This window comes from Rhodococcus sp. Q (genome assembly GCF_005503035.1).
Lineage (GTDB): Bacteria > Actinomycetota > Actinomycetes > Mycobacteriales > Mycobacteriaceae > Rhodococcus_G.
In genome coordinates this window covers 41437-57078 of record NZ_SCOY01000031.1, presented here as the reverse complement: position 1 = coordinate 57078, position 15642 = coordinate 41437, and the positions used below count along the sequence as shown (strand labels likewise).

Here is a 15642-nt window from a genome sequence, read left to right as displayed (position 1 = left end):
TCCATCCCCCGCGACTCCGCCAACACCGCCAACTCCACCAACTCACGCGGACCGAACTGCTCCGCCGACGCCTTGTACCCCAGCTTCAATGCCACTGTCATCCTCCGGTCGGTGGTGCTGCGCGCGGTGGTCACGCGATGCGCGATTTCGCGCATCAATTGCCCGTAATCATGCAAAGGGGGTGTTCGGCTGTCAATATGCGAGCAGAAGGCGGCTAGTATCGGCGGGCGTCGCCCACGAAGAAGCCGGTCATCGCCCGAGGAGGAACCGCTTGTCCGCGAGCACCCGACGACACCAGATACTCGAGCGACTCCTCGCCGACGGCTACGTCGAGGCCAAGACCCTCTCGCGTGACCTCGATGTCGACGCGTCAACCATCCGCCGCGACCTCGACGCCCTCGTCCGACTCGGCAAGGCGGAACGAACTCACGGCGGCGCCCGACCGATCGAGGGCGCACACTCCGAAATACCTTATGCGGTCAAGGAACACGTCCGTCGGGACGAGAAGATGGCCATCGCACAGGAGGCGTCGGCGCTCGTGAGCGACGGTGACAGCGTCATCCTCGACAGCGGCTCGACCACCTACCAGGTCGCCGCCGCGCTGCGGCACCGGTCGGGCTTGACCGTCATCACCAACGACCTGCGGATCGGGAAGTTCGTGGCAACCTTCCCCGAGGTCCGCCTCCTCGTGGCGGGCGGCGAACTCCTCGGTTCGGTGTTCACCCTCGTCGGCGAGCGAACCGTCGAGTTCCTGTCCGACTATTCAGTCGACTGGACGTTTCTCGGTGCGGATGCCATCGACCCCGTCGCCGGCATCACCAACACGAACACCCTCGAAATCCCCGTCAAGCGGGCAATGATCGCGGCGGCGGCGCGCACCGCCGTGCTGGCCGACAGTTCCAAGTTCGGGCACCGCGCTCTGGCCCGCGTCGCGACGCTCGAGGAGGTGGACACCATCGTCACGGACGCCGGACTGGACGTCGACACGGCCGCACACTACGGCGACCACCTCCGCAGGGTGGATCTGGCGCCTTAACGCCGAAAGCGGAGGAACCGGAACAGGTAGGGCGCAATCCGAGTGAGCGGAACCGGCCGCGGCCAAGCGTCCGAGCGGAAGTAGGCGTCCGATCCACCGTCGACGAAGACGACACTTCCGCAGAGGAAGTCCGCGGCGTCGGAGAGCATGAACACCGCCCAGTCTCCGAGCTGCCCGGCATCACCGAAGCCTCCGACAGGGACGGGGAAGGCCCGGACGGCTTTCGACTCGGCCGGGTTCGAGAGCTGCTCCTCCAGCAGCGGCGTCATGATCGCGCCGGGCGCGAGGGCATTGAGGCGAATGCCTGCGCCTGCCCAGTCGCCCTGGACGGCGGTGCGGCGAATCCACCTGCTGACGGCGATCTTCGAGCCCGCGTACATGATCGCGGACGCCCCGCGGCCGAACAGTCGGACGGACTTGACGGCCTTGTCCACGTCCCCGCCCAGGAGGGCACGCACCGTGCGCCGAGGGACGGCGGGGGTGGTTGTGGTCGAGTTGCTGGAGAACACCACCACCTTGGCGGAGGCGGATGCCGCGAGCGCCGGCCGCCATCCTTCGAGCAGGTCGACGACACCGAAGTAGTTGACCTGCGCGATGACCCTGGGGCGATCCTTGCCGGGCCCCGGCCCGAGACCAGCCGCCAGAACAGCGCCGTCAAGGCGTCCGTCAGCGGCGGCGAGCACCTCACGCACGGCGCGTTGCCGGCCGCTGCCGGTCGACAGATCGGCAACGACGTCTGCTTCCTTGACGTCGACTCCGATGACGGTGTGTCCGGCGGCACGGAGCTTGTCCGCGACCGCGCGTCCCATTCCCGAGGCGGATCCGGTCACCGCGTAGACACCCACAGTTGTTCCCCTTCATGCTTTTTCGTGCCACTGTCGTCGTTCGTGGATATTTGACACACTATGCCAATAATGGTGTGCTCGGGACGTGAACCGGGAAGACGGCACGAACGCGACTCCCTCACCCACGACGACGCGAGGGCGAGGTCGTCCGACGGTGCTCGAACCCGAGGCCGTCGCCGAGACCGCACTCCGACTGTGGGCGGATCGCGGCTACTCCACCACGAGCTGGGCCGACCTCGCGGAGGCCACCGGGATCAGCAGCCGTACGCTCATCCGGCACTTCTCGGCGAAGTCGGCGATCGCCTGGGTCGGCGTCGCGTCAGCCACCGTCCGGCTTCGCGAGACCCTCTCCCGCACCGATGATTCGAACCCTCTGTCCATCGCGGTACGGCTCGCCATCGTCGACTCCGTGTCTCACGATCCGCGTGTGCAACGCGCGAGCACCGACTGGCTGCGCCTGATCGCGGGCGAACCCGAACTGTCCGCGATGGCGTCCACTGCCTATCGACCATGGATCACGGAGCTCGCCGGATACATCGGCCGGCGCGCCCCCGAGATGCCCGACGCCGTCGCGCGGGCGCTGGCCACCGCATACCAGGCCGCGTCGTTCGCGGCTCTCACCGAGTGGGCCGAGGACGGCGGACACGGCAGTCCCGCCGACGCCGTCGACGCGATGCTCCGCTGGATGGACGTCGCATCCCGCTCCCCCGAACCCTGACTCCCACTCACAGCCCGTGTGGACACGACGGCACAGCCCCTCGACGACGTCGTTGGTCGCGGCCATCGAACGAGCTTTTCAGGAACCGACAACGATGCGAAACACCCTGCCCTCAGTCACGTTTGACGGTTGCGTCCACCATCGGCACCAGGTATCGCCGGGCGATCGCGGTCAGCTGCTCGTCGTCGTCGAGGTCGACGATCTGACTCGGAACCATCAGGAACGACGCGGAGATCCGCACCATCAACTCGGCGGTGAGGTCGGTGTCGAGGTCGGCGGTGATGTTGCCGGCCTCCTGCTCGCGATGGAGCTGACCGGCGACGAACTCCCGCACAGCCGCGAAGGTGCGTCCGTCGTCACCGACGATGGAGCCGAGCAAACTCGGCTCGGACTCGAGGAGTCCACCGATGAGCGGGTTGCGGGAGATGGCCCGTAGTGAACTGACGAAGCCGAAGACGATGCGATCGGCGACGGTCTTGGCACTGGTGATGTCGACGATGTACTGCTCGAAGTAACGGCGGAACTCGCGGTGGATCACCTGCTCGACGAGAACGTCCTTCGTCGCGAATCTCCGATAGAGCGTGATGCGGGAGAGATTGGCGCGCTTGGCCACTTCTTCCATCGACGTGCGCTGGATGCCGGTGCGACTGAACTGCTCGTAGGCGGCGTCGAGCAGGCGAGCGCGTACGGGGTCGGCCTCGTCGGCCTGCTCGACGGCGTCGACGTACGCACGTTCGAGCAATGAGCGGGCGGTGGACGGGTCGTCACCGGGCGGAGCGGGTTCCACAAGCACCTCCTGGAGCGCCGTCTGATCGTATCCGTCCCGTGTCGCGGCCAACCAATTCCCTCTCTTGTGGCCCGGATCACATGCTGATACAAAGATACAAAGAAACGCTCTTTGTATCTTTGCACCACGCTTCGCGGCATCTCGGCATCGACAACTGGGGGTCACACATGGATCAGCTCAACCGGCGCACCGTCTTGAAGGCGGGCGGAACGCTTGGCGCAGTCGGCGCCCTCGCGATGGCGGCACCCGCGGGGGCTCGCCCCCTGTGGACGTGGTCGCCGAAGGGATCGGTCATCGGAACCGGAACCGGGGCAGATCCCCGAACCGTGTGGGACACCGAGGCCGACCCACTGGTCGCGTCACTCTTCGCCCGCGGGGAGGTTCCGAAAGTCAATGCGCTGCTCCGCAATTGGAACAAGAACGGACAGCCGTTGCCGGACGGGCTGCCCGCGGACCTGCACGACTTCCTCGAACGCCACCGCCAACTCCCCGCGTGGGCCGACCCGGGCAAGTTCGCCGCCGCAGCGAGGTTCAACCAGAAGCGCGGCCTCTACCTCGGAGTCCTCTACGGCTTCGCCAGCGGCATGATGAGCACCGTCATCCCGAAGGAGGCGCTGGCGGTCTATTACTCCAAGGGCGGCGCGAACATGAAGCGCCGCATCTCCCGGACAGCGAAACTCGGCTACGACGTCGGCACGACGAACGCCTTCCAGCCCGACGGCGAAATGATCGTGACCAGCCTCAAGACGCGACTCGTGCACGCCGCTGTCCGGCATCTGCTCCCGCAGTCACCGCACTGGACCAACGCGGCACCCGAAGACACTCCGATCAGCCAGCACGACATGATGGTCACCTGGCACAGCCTGCCCACGACGGTCATGCGGACCCTCAAGGAGTGGAAGGTCCCGATCCCCGCCGCCGAGTCCGAGGGGTTCCTGCACACGTGGCAGCTGAGCGCCCACATGCTCGGCATCGAGGATCAGTACATCCCGTCGACGTGGAGCGAAGCCGAATCCCAGGCCACGCAGGTGCTCGACCCGATCCTCGCACCCACCCCGGAAGGCATCAAGCTCGCCGACACCCTCCTCGACCTCGGCGCCGGACTCGACTTCACCCTTCTGAGCCGACCCATTCTCGGTGCGCTGACCCGATTCATGCTCGGCGACGAGGTCGCGGACTGGCTGCACATCCCCCGCGAGCTCCTCTGGGGCGGCCTCCTCGACACCGCATGGGGTCCGTTCATCGCCGTTCGTGAGGGCCTGCTCCCCGTCCCGCTCGCCCCGGAGGCGTACTGGATGTTCGACGAGTTCCTCCGGCAGTTCGTGCTGCTCTACATGAGCGAACTGCGACCGATCAAGATCGAGATCCCCGAGTTCAACAATCCGAATCTCCGCTGACCGGCGCGCGGCCCACCGCGGAGGTACCCGAACCGACCGCGGCGTGGCCGCCGACGGACCCACGGTGTGGGGGCGGCCCTCCCCTCCCTCACATCGTGGACTCCGCGAACGACGCGAGCAGGCGATGCGCTTCGGTCAGTAGTAGACGGCTCCGGGCACACCGCCGCCGGCCGCGACGGCGTCGCCGGTGATGGCAATGCTGCGCGGCGACGCGAGGAAGGTGACGACGTCGGCAACCTCCGACGCGTCGACGAGGCGTCGAATCGAGTTGGTGGCGATGCCGTCCTCGAGTTCGTCGACGGTGACGCCGTCGATCCTGGCCTGTTCGGTGAATCGTTCGGTCAGCCGTTCGGTGCGGGTGCGCCCGGGGTGGACCACCGTCACGTTGACGCCGTGCGGACCGAGCTCGTCCGCGAGGTTCTTCGTCAGCGCGGCGACGCTGACATTGCGGATGGTCTGTGCAATCGAACTCGCCTGCCGCGCACCGAGTCCGCTGATGTTGACGATCCTGCCCCAGCCCTGCTCGACGAAGTGCGGTGCCACGGCTCGCGCGGTGCGCAGGTAGCCGAGAACCTTGATCTCCACTTCCTCGCGAACCACGTCGTCGGTGGTGGAGTCGAAATCGGTTGGCTTGCCCGCACTCCACGGGGTCGCGGCTGCGTTCACGAGGATGTCCACACCCCCGAACTCGGCGACGGTGCGCTGCACGAGCGCGCGGACTGCGTCCTCGTCGCCGGTGTCGGTGGGAACGGCGACGACGCGGCGGCCGGTCTCCTGCGCGAGTTCCTTCGCGGCGAGTTCGAGCGCTTCCGGATCGCGGGCGGCGATCACGACGTCGACGCCTTCGAGTGCGAGCCCCCGGGCGACGGCCCGCCCGATTCCCCGGCTGCCGCCGGTGACGATCGCTCGCTTGCCATCCAGTCCGAGATCCATCCGCCCGCACCCTTCGTGAAAGTCACCGTTGCTGTTGCCACGTCGACCGTAGGCCGCGCCGGTTGCCCGGTCACGCCTTCCGTTCACGATGAACGCAACCGCGCACCCCGTCGAGCGCGCAGGCTCAGTCGCGCAGTCGCACGAGTGCCTGCGTCTTGCCGAGCACGGTCTGCCCGCCGTGACCGACGGTGATGTCGAGTCGGGCGGTGCGGGCCTCGGCGTCGAGTCGGCCCACCTTCACCGTCACCGACAGGGCAGCGCCGTCGAACGGGTCGACGACGACCGGCCGCGTGAAGCGGGTCTCGTAGGACACGACGGTGGACGGATCCCCGATCCAGTCGACGACGACCTGCAGTGCGATACCCGCGGTCAGCATGCCGTGCGCGAGGACACCGGGCAGGCCGACCTTCGCCGCGACGGCGTCGTTGTAGTGGATCGGGTTCGTGTCCCCAGACGCGCCCGCATAGCGGACGAGGTCCTCACGCGTGAGGATCAGGTCCGACTTGGCGACGATGGTCCCGACCTCGAGTTCGGCGAACTTCGGGGCGCTCATGCGTCATCTCCTCGAACGAGCAGGGTGGAGCTGATGGTCGCGACCCGTTCACCGTCGGCGTCCTCGATCGCGAAGACAGTGGTCAGGAGGGCGTTGCCCGCACGCTCGGTCACCTCGGTCACGGTCATCGTCGTGGAGAGTTCGTCCCCCGCGACGATGGGACGCCGATGCTCGATCTTCTCCGAGCCGTGGACGACCCGACTGGGTTCGAGATGCACGTCGGGGTCATCCACGAGCTGGAGCACCGCCCTGCCCTGCATGACGGACGTGAATGTCGTCGGTGCGATGACGTCGCCGAATCCGGCGGCGCGGGCCGCGTCGACGTCGTGGTGCAGCGGGTTCTCGGAGCGCAATGCGCGAGCGAACTCGCGGATCTTCTCGCGACCGACGAGGTAGCGCTGCGGCGGGAACACGCGTCCCGCGAGGTCAGGGCTGACTACTGGCATCGCCACAGCGTAGCGGCGGTCCGGATCGCGCTACTGCGGGATCACAGACTCGGTGCACACGGTGAACCTGCGCTCGGGGTGCGTGAAGCCGCCCTCAGCGCACTCGTCGACGTCGGTGGCGCCCTCGATGATCTCGGTCGCCCGTTCGATCCGGACCGCGGTCGGGTCGCTGCATTCGACGCGGAACGGCTCGTCGTCCCCTTGGCCGGGGATGCTCATGCAGCCGCCGATCACCCAGTCGATGTCCAGGCACAGTGCGCCCTGCTCGATGTCGTGGAAGGTTTCGTAGTACACCTGGTCGGCGTCCGACGGGCACTCCGCGTTCTCCGTCGCCTTGCCGATGACCTTGTAGTTGGAGTCGGGGCCGCCGCACGCAGCGTGCTCGATCTCGGCCTCGTCGACGGTCCCGCCGAGCTTCACGCAGTCGCCGACGTCGGCCACGAAATCGGTGCTGCCGCCGCTGTCGCCGACGTCCTGGCTGGCGATCACCGACGGCACGGCAACCGCCGTTCCCTGCACCGACTGCGACGAGCATGCTGCCGCGAACGCCACGAGGGCGACTCCCGCGACTGTTCCCGCTGCCCGTCGCACTGCACTTCGACCTGTCTTCACGCGCTCATCGGTTTCGCCCACTCGGCGATTGTGCCGGACTCGTCAGACAGAGTGCGGTCGGCGTTCGCCTTCGTAGCGGTGCAGCATGTCCTCGACCATCGCGAAGGTCTCGTCGTGGCCACCGGTGACACCGAGGTGGGATTCCATGACCATGACCCGGGACAGGCTGGTCATCAGCACCGACACCAGCGCGGGAGTCAACTGTGGGTCCGCGCCGTAGCGCGGCAGGATCTCCGACAGTGCCTCGACCTGCGCCGCCCGGAACCGTTCGGAATAGTCGGCGATCTCCTGGCGGATGCCCGGCCGGTGGTTGGCCATGGCGATGAACTCCTGGGTCACCACCACCGCGTTCGGATCGGTGCTGAAATCCCACAGCGCCCACAGCGGCTGCTCCGACTTCATCAGCTGCGCCTGGTACTCCAGGCCCTGTTCTGCGCGTCGCCGGAAGACTTCGAGCAACAGTTCGTCCATCGTGCGGAAGTAGTAGTACACCAGTTGCGGTTTGAGGCCGGCCTGTTCGGCGACTCGACGCGAGCTGACCGCCGCGTATCCCTCCGAGAGGAGGAGCTGTTCCGCCGCGTCGAGCAGCACCCCCCGATTCTTCGCATCCGGCGCACCGATCCTGCGGGTCGTCACGCTTTCCCACCTCCGCCTCGACATCTCGCACTCATTCAGGGTTCCTGCGCAAGAATTCCGCAGATTCTAACGTGCGGCTGACCGACCGCTCAGCTCCACGTCGGGAGCACCCGAACCGGGTAACCGTTTCCGGACTCACGGCAGGTCCACCTTCGACGCGAGCCAGCGGCCGTCGACGAGTTCCATCGTCATCACCACCCGGGACCGATCCATCCGAGGCTCGGGGGTCACCGTGTTGGTGACGGCCTGGTCGACGAACAGCAGGACCTCCACCTTCGTCGTCGTCGCGGACTTGATGCCGTCCTCGACCACGGTGCCCTGCGCGGTGGCCTTGTTGTCGATCAGCAGCTGCTTGAGTTGCTCGCTCGACTGGGCATACATCTCCTTGAACTCGCCGGTCGCGCCGTCGAGGACGTCCGTGAAGTTCTGGTCCAGCCCCTCGGAGTCGACGCTGGTGAGGGTCACCGCGTAATTGCGCGCCGTGGCGCGGGCCTGATCGGCCGCCGACTCGACAGCCCGCATCTCGGTGTACTTCCAGCCGAACACGGCGGCGGAGGCGACGGCGACGACGGTCACGACGAGCAGTGCACCGATCGCGACGCGGCGCGGCCACCGACGAGCGGCCTCCGACGCGCCACCTGCACCCGGAGGAGGCGTCGAGGTGTCTGCAGTCGCCGAATCAGGTTCGACGACAGACGATTCCGATGCCTCTTCAGCCTCGTTCGCCGGGTCGAAGTCGGTCATGTCGAACGGCCTGGTGCGGGTGTCGTTACTCATCTCTGCGCTCCTGTTCATCGCCCGGCTGCGTTGGGGCCCGCGCCGGGAAGCACGGGACCCGCGTAGGGCAGCGGGATCGAATACGGTCCAACGGGTGTCGGTGTCGCCTTCTCCATCGGGTCGGTTCCCGGCGACGGTCCCGGGGTCTCCCCGGCGGGTCGGGGAGCATTGCGGGCGCCGCGGATCAGCACCGACGGATCCTGGTCCTGGCAGTCGAGGTGCAGATACGGTTCCGGGAAGTCGGCCTGCCACGGCGGCAGCCGGGGGCCGACGTAGTCGCAGGAATTGCGGGGGTAGATGTTCACCGCGGCCCAGATGCCGCCGTCGTGGAACACCGTCGAGATCGCGTCCAGCGTGGACCCGGCGCGGTACTGCGGGAAGAAGAACTCCTGCAGCGCAGGCACGCGAAGATTCGTCAACTGCGCGACCGTCGTGAGGTTCCCGAGCAACTGCACCATCGTCGGCGAATTGTCCGAGATCAGTGCGTCGAGGGCTGCGAGTGTGACCGGAGTCCGGTCCAGCAGGGTGCGCAGACCGGCGTCACTGGCTTCGACGCCGCCGAGCACCTGCCGGAGGTTGGCGGCCGTGTCCTGCAGGCCCGTTCCGTCGCCGAACACCCCGAGCGCGACCCGGCTGGTCCCGAGGAGGCTGACGGTCTGCGGCAGAACCGAATCCAGCGTCGACACGAGGAACGTGCCCCCGTCGATGATGTCGGCGAGCTTCTCCGGTCCCTGCGGCCCCATGCCGAGCTCGTCGATGACAGCGCTCAGCTTCTCGGGATCGATCTGTGCGAGCATCCCGTCGAGATCGCCCATGAGCGTCGACAGCGGTACCGGTGTCGACGTCTCGTCCGAGGAGATGACGTCACCGTCGGCGAGGTACGGACCGTCGTCCTCGGTGGGCCGGAAGTCGAGGTACTGTTCGCCCGCGAGAGACAGGCCGGCGACACGGACCTCCCCGCCACGCGGAATCGGGACGTCCGCGTCGAGGGCGGCGACGGCGACGACGTCGTCGCCCGTCAGCTCCAGCGCCTCCACGCGGCCGACCGGAACACCGCGCAGGGTGACGTTCTGGTCCTCGAGCAGGCCCCCCGTCTCCTTCAGGTGCACACGGACGGTGATCGTCGAATCCGTCGGCCCTAGCCCGAACACACCCCCCGCGAGATAGCCGACACCGATGACGAGGACCACGACCAACCCGATCGCGGACGCCCCGAGCCGATGTCTGGTGACGAACCGCACCGCTGTCAGCACACCGGAAGCCGCCCGCTCGACAAACCCGACTCCCACCGGCTCCGAGTGCGTCATCGGCCGACCCCCTGGGCACGCAGCCGGAACAGCGTGTACATGAGGGTGCCTGCCGCGGCCGCCCCGTCCGCCCCTTCCGGTATCCGGCTGCCGGGGTCGGAGGGATGGTTCGGATCGGCCAGCGCGCCGAGTGCCAGGTCCTGCAGGTCCGCATCCACGTGCGCGGACGTCGAATTGGTGATCTTGATGATCGGCGCGAGCATCCGGTTGACGGAGTCGAGGTCCGCGTTGGGGTCCTGGGCGGCGCGGGCAAGTTCGGCGGCGATCGTGTTGATGTCGGCGACAAGACCGCGGGTTCCGGTGCCCGCCACCGACGGGAACCGTTCCAACTGCCTGGTGATGCGGTCGATCTCGGCCAGCAGCGCCAATGCCTGATCGGTGTTCGCGGAGACGGTGCTCGCTGCGGGGCCCGCGGCCGCCATCACGTCACCGATCACCGCCTGCTGCCCGGCCAGCGTCTGGGTCAGCTTCCCCGTCTCGGCGAGAGTGTCGGAGATGGACGTGCTTCGCGCCGAGAGGTTCTCGACCAGTCGGGTCGACTCGTCGATCAGGCCGGCGAGTCCCTCGCCGCGCTCGCCGAGGGCCGCGCCGAGCCCGTTGACGACCTTCGTCGCGTCGCGCAGGACACCGCCGTTGACGAGGAGGGCGGCGGTGGTGAGAACCTCCTCGATGGTCGCGGCGGCCGACGTCGATTCCTGCGGAATGCTGTCCCCGTCCGCGAGGAACGCGGTGTCGGGCGCGGCATCCTCGGGTGGGTGAACGGCGACGAAGATGTCACCGAGCGGTGTGGCGGAACGCAATTCCGCCGACGTCCCGACGGGCAGCTGCACACCGTCCATGATCTGCATGGTGACGATCGCGGTGTAGTTGGACACGGTCATCGACTCGACGTCCCCGACGTCGACGCCCTCCAGTTTCACCTTCGCGGCGGCGGGCAGGTTCAACGCGTTCGAGAAGGTCGCGGTGATGGTGTACGAGCCGGCCCCGACGCTCGGCGCCGGCAACGGCAGATCCTCCAACCCGACCGAGCAGGCACTCAGGGCCAGCATCACCAGTGCCGTCCCGGCGACCGCCCGAGCCCGGGGCCCGTTCACCGGGCACCACCCGCCATGCCCTCGAGCATCCCGCCGATACCGAAGTCGGGACCGAAGTCGGCGAGAGTTCCCGTTGCGCAGCCCAGTTGACGCATTCCGAGGAGGTTGCACACCTCCTTCGTGAGCTGACTGTCGAAGAACACCTTCTCCAGTTGCGCGTGCACGCGGGCCGCCCCGTTCTGCTGGTCCATCGAGTTGTAGGCGTTGTCGAGCAGCAGCGGTGTCAGGTCGAGGAACTCGGCGAGTTCACGCCGGTAGTCCACGAGGGCGCCGGTGACGGTGGTCGCGTCCTCGGCCGTCGCGCGCAGTCCGTCCCGATGGGTCTGCAGCAGGTCGGCGGCCTGCGCCAGGACGGCATTGAGCTTGGCGCCCGTCTCCCCGGATCCGAGATCCGATGCGGCGAGGACATCGGTCAACTGCCGCATGGTGGAACCGAACTCGCCGATCATCTGCTGGTTGTCCGCCGAGGCCGCACTGAGGACCGACAGGTTGTCGACGACCGCGGTGACCGCATCACGGGTCTGCTCGCCGTGGTCGTCGCCGAGCGCCAGCGCCTCCGACAGCCGGGACAACGCCGACCGTGCGGCATCGCCGTTGCCGACGGTCATCTCGGCACCGACGTTCAGCAGCTGCGAGACCGGGCCGTTCCCCTCGCCGTCACCCTGCAGTTCGTTCGCCATCGTGTCGGCCATCGACAGCAGACGATCGAAGTCGACGGGTGTGCGGGTGCGGTCGAGGCCGATGATGTCGCCGTCCGCCAGCACCGGCCCGTCCCGGTAGGGCGGTGTCAGTTCGACGTGCCGGTCGGTGAGGACCGACGTCGACACCGTCACCGCGGACACGTCGGCGGGCACGTCCACCTCCGCGTCGAGGGACATCGTCACCTCCACCCGGGACCCGTGCGGCTCCACGCGGGTCACCGTCCCGATCGGCATGCCCAGCACCGATACCGCGTTGCCCACGTACAAGCCTGCCCCGTTGTCGAACTGGGCGACGACCACCTTCTCGTCGTCGGAGGCGGCGGCACTGGCGGCGCAGAACGACCCGGCACCCACGACGACGGCAACCGCGGCGACCGCGACGAGGATCTTCGGACGCGTCATCGGCAGTCCTCCAGGTAGGACGGCAGGTTCCGCACCGCGGCCTGGCCGCTGATCGCACACATCCACGAGTCGATCAGCGGCCCTGCGGGAGCGGTGAAGTCGACCTCGTTGGCGGTTCCGGTGGCGTTGGTGAAGTTGCGCAGCGGCACCGGCAGGATCTGCAGCGTGTTCCGTAGCAGGGCGTCGTTGGCGCTGAGCGTGCCCAGCAGGTCCCGCAGGCTCGCGACGAGCGCGTCGACCTCGGGTCGCTGCTGGACGAGGGTGCGGTCGAGCCGGTCGACGAGCGTGGTGGTGGCGCCGAGGAGTCGGGTGAGGGTGTCCTGGCGCAACGCCACGTCCTGCACGAGGGTGTTGCCGTCGCGGATGAGCGCGCCGAGGTTGCCCTGCTGCTGCCGGACGGCCTCGGTCAGCTCGCTGCTGCTCCGCAGCAGTGACCCGATCTGGTCGCGCCGGTCCGCGAGGATCGACGAGAGGGTTTCCATGTTGGTCAGCACCTGCGGCACCAACTCGGGGGTGCCCTCGAGTTGTGTCGACAGCTGCGTCATCGCGTCGCTGATCTTCGCGGCGTCCACCTGCTCGAACGTGGTCGTGGCGTCGCCGAGCACCTGCTGCAGGTCGTACGGGACGGTGTTGTGGGACAAAGTGATTCGTCGGTCCACCAGTTCACCGTCACCGGACGGCCGCAGCTCGACGTAGCGGGACCCGAGCAGCGTCGTCAGCTTGATGGACGCCTCCGTTCCGGGTCCGAGCGGAACACTCGAGTCCACCCCGAAGGCGACGACGACGCGGTCACCCGCGAGCCGGGTCTCCTCGACCGCACCGACCTGTACGCCCGCGATGCTCACCGCGTCACCGGGGCCGAGACCGGCGGCCTGCGCGAACTCGGCCTCGTAGCGGGTTTCCCCGGTGCCCGCGCGAGACACGGCGAGCACCACGGCGAGGGAGCCGACGATCGCGGCGACGGTGATCAGCCCGATGACGAGCATGCTGCGATCCTCGAGGGCGCGGGGGCGGCGGGAGGTGGTCGTCGACATGGCGTTCACCTGCAGATCGGGGATTGGGTGACGTGGCCGGCCGGGGTCGCCTGCGCGACCACGCCGGGAATGACGGAACCGATCCCGGGCAGGAGGGTCACATTGAAATTGCACAGGTACGTGTTGAGGTAGCTGCCTTCCTGACTGACGCGCGCCAGTCCCTTGAGCATGGGCGGGAGGTTGAAGGCGAAGAACCCGAACGAATCCTTCTCGGCGAGGAAGTGATCCGCGAAACCGGGGTTCCTGCCGAGGACCTGGTCGACCTCCGGTTGTGCCGAGTCGGCGAGGGTGGCGACGCTTCCGGCGACGGTGGCGATCCGGGTGAGCTGGTCGGTCAGCTGGTCGCGGCGCGTCGACAGGGACGTCAGAATCGCCTGCGACTGCGTGATCACCGAGTCCAGGTCACCGCGCTGGGCCGCCAGGGATCCGACCACGGTGTCGAGGCCGACGATGACGTCGCCGAGTACCTTGTCGGGTCCGGCGAGGGCCTCGGCGAGGCTGGAGGTCTGTGCGACGAGTGCGGCGACGGATCCGGTGTCACCCTGGAGCGCAGCGATCACCGCGGAGCTGATGTTGTCGACCTGCTCGGGATCGAGAACACTGAACAGCGGCTCGAACCCGTTGAGGAGAGCGGAGATGTCGAACGACGGCTCCGTGCGCTCCACCGGAATTTCGCTGCCCGCCTCCAGAATTCGCGGATCGTCGAAGTCGCCGAGCGAAAGCCCGAGGTAACGCTGCCCGATGACGTTCTGGTAGGTGATCGACGCCTTCGTGTTGCCGAACAGCAGCTGGTCGGCCTCGACGCGGAACGCGACTCGGGCGACGGTGCCGTCGAGGGTCACCGCGTCCACCCGCCCGACTCGCACGCCCGCCATCCGCACGTCGTCGCCCTCCTGGAGACCGGACGCGTCGGTGAACAGGGCAGAGTAGGACGTAGTCGGCCCCTGCACCGTCCGCTGCAGCGTCACGACGACGGTCGACGTGAGCGCAAAGGACACGAGCAGGAAGAGGGTCAGCCCGATCAGGGGCCTGCGAATGCTCATCGCTGCTCCCCCTCGTCGGGCGAGACGTGGACGACGGCGCCGCGGGCGAGCGGGCCGAGAAGGAACTCGCCCGCCGCGGTCAGGTCGCCGCCGAGGATCCGGGAGAGCATCTCCTTCTCCTGCGGACTGCCCACCGTCCCGACGTTGCCACCCGCCGCCGCGGTCACCGCGGGCATCGTGGTCATCGCAGCGATCGTGTCCATTGTGGCCTTCGGAATCACCGGCTGCGCAACGGTGTCCGGCGCCGTGGTGCAGCTCGGTCCCGCCAGGTCTCCGTACCGCGGACAGTCGGCACGGGTGTACAGCCGGTGCGGGGTGAGCTGGAACATGAACTTGCCGGTCGCGTTCTGCTGCCCCTCCGGCCAGAACTCCTCGAACCACTTCTTCGAGATCGCGTTCATCCTGATCACAATCGGCGTGAACGACGGCGAGCCGTCGGCGACCACCCCGAGCACCGGCGACAGACCGGTGGTGATGCCGATGATCCGGTCGGTGTTGTTCTCCAACGCCGTGCCGAGGGTCGACAGGGTGCCCGCGCCACCGGCGAGCATCCCCGTCAGTGCCGCCTCCTTCTCGGTCAGCGTGCGCAGCGGCACCACCGCACGGTGCAGCGCATCGAGCAGGTCCGGGGCCGAGGTCTGCAGCGCACGCACCGCCGTGCCGAGCGAATCGAGCGTCGACGGTCCCCCGCTCGGCGCGATGACCGTGTTCAGCTCGCGGGTGATGCGATCGAGTTGTTCGCCCGCCGCCACGATGTCCTCGCCGCGCCGGTCGGTGGCCGCGGCCACGGCGGCGAGCATCCCGACGGTGCGCTGCGACCCGACACGTCCTGTGGCGGCGACGATCTCCCGCAGCTTCGTCAGCGCGGTCTGCAGCTGGATCGTCTCGAGACTCTCGTCCTGCGGAATCTCGGCGCCCGCCTGCAGCGGCGGTGCGGCACCGTTGTCGACGAGTTGGATGGACGACACCGCGAACACGTTGCTCGGCACCACCCGCGCCGTCACGGTGGCCGGAATTCCCCCTGCGAACTCCGGTTTCAGCGCGACGTCGACGCGGTTGGCTCCGCCGCCGGTGCCGGGCGTCACCGACGCGACCTCCCCGACGAGCAGTCCGCGGAACTTCACGTCGGACCGCGGCGGCAGACCGTCCCCGACGTCGGCGAGCACCGCGGTCACCGGGACGGTCCGGTCGAATCGACCGCCGAGCTTCGCGATACTCCCGGCGACGAGCAGACCCACCACCACGGCCGCCGCGACGCCGTAGAGGACGAGGCGTTTCTCCGACGGGCCGCGGCCGTCGGTCTCGAATCGGTTCGGCATCG

General features: G+C 68.1%; 17 protein-coding genes. 3 read left to right on the top strand and 14 right to left on the bottom strand.

Features of this window, described 5'->3' with window-relative positions; translation table 11 throughout:
• The first annotated feature begins 271 nt into the window (after window positions 1-271).
• A complete protein-coding gene (locus tag FFS72_RS21655) occupies window positions 272-1036 on the top strand; it encodes a DeoR/GlpR family DNA-binding transcription regulator (protein ID WP_137875868.1) in 765 nt (254 codons plus the stop codon).
• Here the strand turns inward: FFS72_RS21655 and FFS72_RS21650 are convergent.
• Complete coding sequence (locus FFS72_RS21650) at window positions 1033-1881, bottom strand: SDR family oxidoreductase (RefSeq protein WP_137875867.1); 849 nt, start codon at window positions 1879-1881, stop codon at window positions 1033-1035. The genes FFS72_RS21655 and FFS72_RS21650 overlap by 4 nt on opposite strands.
• Before the next feature lie 154 nt (window positions 1882-2035).
• Between FFS72_RS21650 and FFS72_RS21645 the strand changes: the two genes are divergently transcribed.
• Window positions 2036-2599, top strand: a complete 564-nt coding sequence (locus FFS72_RS21645; protein WP_249353444.1) for a TetR/AcrR family transcriptional regulator — start codon at window positions 2036-2038, stop codon at window positions 2597-2599.
• Between the two features lie 112 nt (window positions 2600-2711).
• Here FFS72_RS21645 and FFS72_RS21640 read toward each other — a convergent pair whose 3' ends face one another.
• Window positions 2712-3386: a TetR/AcrR family transcriptional regulator gene (locus FFS72_RS21640; RefSeq protein ID WP_137875865.1), complete on the bottom strand. Its 675-nt coding sequence runs from the start codon at window positions 3384-3386 to the stop codon at window positions 2712-2714.
• 167 nt (window positions 3387-3553) lie between these two features.
• Between FFS72_RS21640 and FFS72_RS21635 the strand changes: the two genes are divergently transcribed.
• Window positions 3554-4783 carry an oxygenase MpaB family protein gene (locus FFS72_RS21635; protein ID WP_137875864.1) on the top strand — a complete coding sequence of 410 codons (1230 nt, stop codon included), beginning with the start codon at window positions 3554-3556 and terminating at the stop codon, window positions 4781-4783.
• Window positions 4784-4918: 135 nt separating this feature from the next.
• On the opposite strand, the gene FFS72_RS21630 is transcribed toward FFS72_RS21635, so the two are convergent.
• The 12 genes from FFS72_RS21630 to FFS72_RS21575 all read right to left on the bottom strand — a co-directional run bounded on the left by FFS72_RS21630 (window position 4919) and on the right by FFS72_RS21575 (window position 15640).
• Window positions 4919-5716, bottom strand: coding sequence for an SDR family NAD(P)-dependent oxidoreductase (locus FFS72_RS21630; protein WP_137875863.1), 798 nt, complete (start codon window positions 5714-5716; stop codon window positions 4919-4921).
• 124 nt (window positions 5717-5840) lie between these two features.
• Window positions 5841-6269 (bottom strand): MaoC/PaaZ C-terminal domain-containing protein, encoded by a 429-nt coding sequence (locus tag FFS72_RS21625; protein WP_137875862.1) that lies wholly within the window; start codon window positions 6267-6269, stop codon window positions 5841-5843.
• A complete protein-coding gene (locus tag FFS72_RS21620) occupies window positions 6266-6715 on the bottom strand; it encodes an FAS1-like dehydratase domain-containing protein (protein WP_050065193.1) in 450 nt (149 codons plus the stop codon). The genes FFS72_RS21625 and FFS72_RS21620 overlap by 4 nt, the downstream gene beginning before the upstream one ends.
• A gap of 30 nt (window positions 6716-6745) precedes the next feature.
• Window positions 6746-7306 carry an LppU family putative lipoprotein gene (gene lppU, locus FFS72_RS21615; RefSeq protein WP_249353443.1) on the bottom strand — a complete coding sequence of 187 codons (561 nt, stop codon included), beginning with the start codon at window positions 7304-7306 and terminating at the stop codon, window positions 6746-6748.
• A gap of 63 nt (window positions 7307-7369) precedes the next feature.
• Entirely contained in the window at window positions 7370-7987 is a 618-nt protein-coding gene (locus tag FFS72_RS21610) for a TetR/AcrR family transcriptional regulator (protein ID WP_137875861.1), read from the bottom strand.
• A gap of 111 nt (window positions 7988-8098) precedes the next feature.
• Window positions 8099-8740 carry an Rv1363c family protein gene (locus FFS72_RS21605; protein ID WP_212744381.1) on the bottom strand — a complete coding sequence of 214 codons (642 nt, stop codon included), beginning with the start codon at window positions 8738-8740 and terminating at the stop codon, window positions 8099-8101.
• 14 nt (window positions 8741-8754) lie between these two features.
• On the bottom strand, window positions 8755-10047 hold the full coding sequence (locus tag FFS72_RS21600) for an MlaD family protein (RefSeq protein WP_137875860.1): 1293 nt from the start codon (window positions 10045-10047) through the stop codon (window positions 8755-8757).
• A complete protein-coding gene (locus FFS72_RS21595; RefSeq protein ID WP_249353441.1) occupies window positions 10044-11141 on the bottom strand; it encodes an MlaD family protein in 1098 nt (365 codons plus the stop codon). Before FFS72_RS21595 ends, FFS72_RS21600 begins: the two co-directional genes overlap by 4 nt.
• Entirely contained in the window at window positions 11138-12244 is a 1107-nt protein-coding gene (locus FFS72_RS21590; RefSeq protein WP_137875859.1) for an MCE family protein, read from the bottom strand. Before FFS72_RS21590 ends, FFS72_RS21595 begins: the two co-directional genes overlap by 4 nt.
• Window positions 12241-13278 (bottom strand): MCE family protein, encoded by a 1038-nt coding sequence (locus tag FFS72_RS21585; RefSeq protein ID WP_137875858.1) that lies wholly within the window; start codon window positions 13276-13278, stop codon window positions 12241-12243. Before FFS72_RS21585 ends, FFS72_RS21590 begins: the two co-directional genes overlap by 4 nt.
• Window positions 13279-13283: 5 nt before the next feature.
• On the bottom strand, window positions 13284-14321 hold the full coding sequence (locus FFS72_RS21580) for an MlaD family protein (protein WP_137875857.1): 1038 nt from the start codon (window positions 14319-14321) through the stop codon (window positions 13284-13286).
• The gene (locus FFS72_RS21575) at window positions 14318-15640 is read right to left on the bottom strand and encodes an MlaD family protein (RefSeq protein ID WP_137875856.1); all 1323 of its coding nucleotides are present in this window, start codon (window positions 15638-15640) and stop codon (window positions 14318-14320) included. Before FFS72_RS21575 ends, FFS72_RS21580 begins: the two co-directional genes overlap by 4 nt.
• Between the last annotated feature and the right edge of the window lie 2 nt (window positions 15641-15642).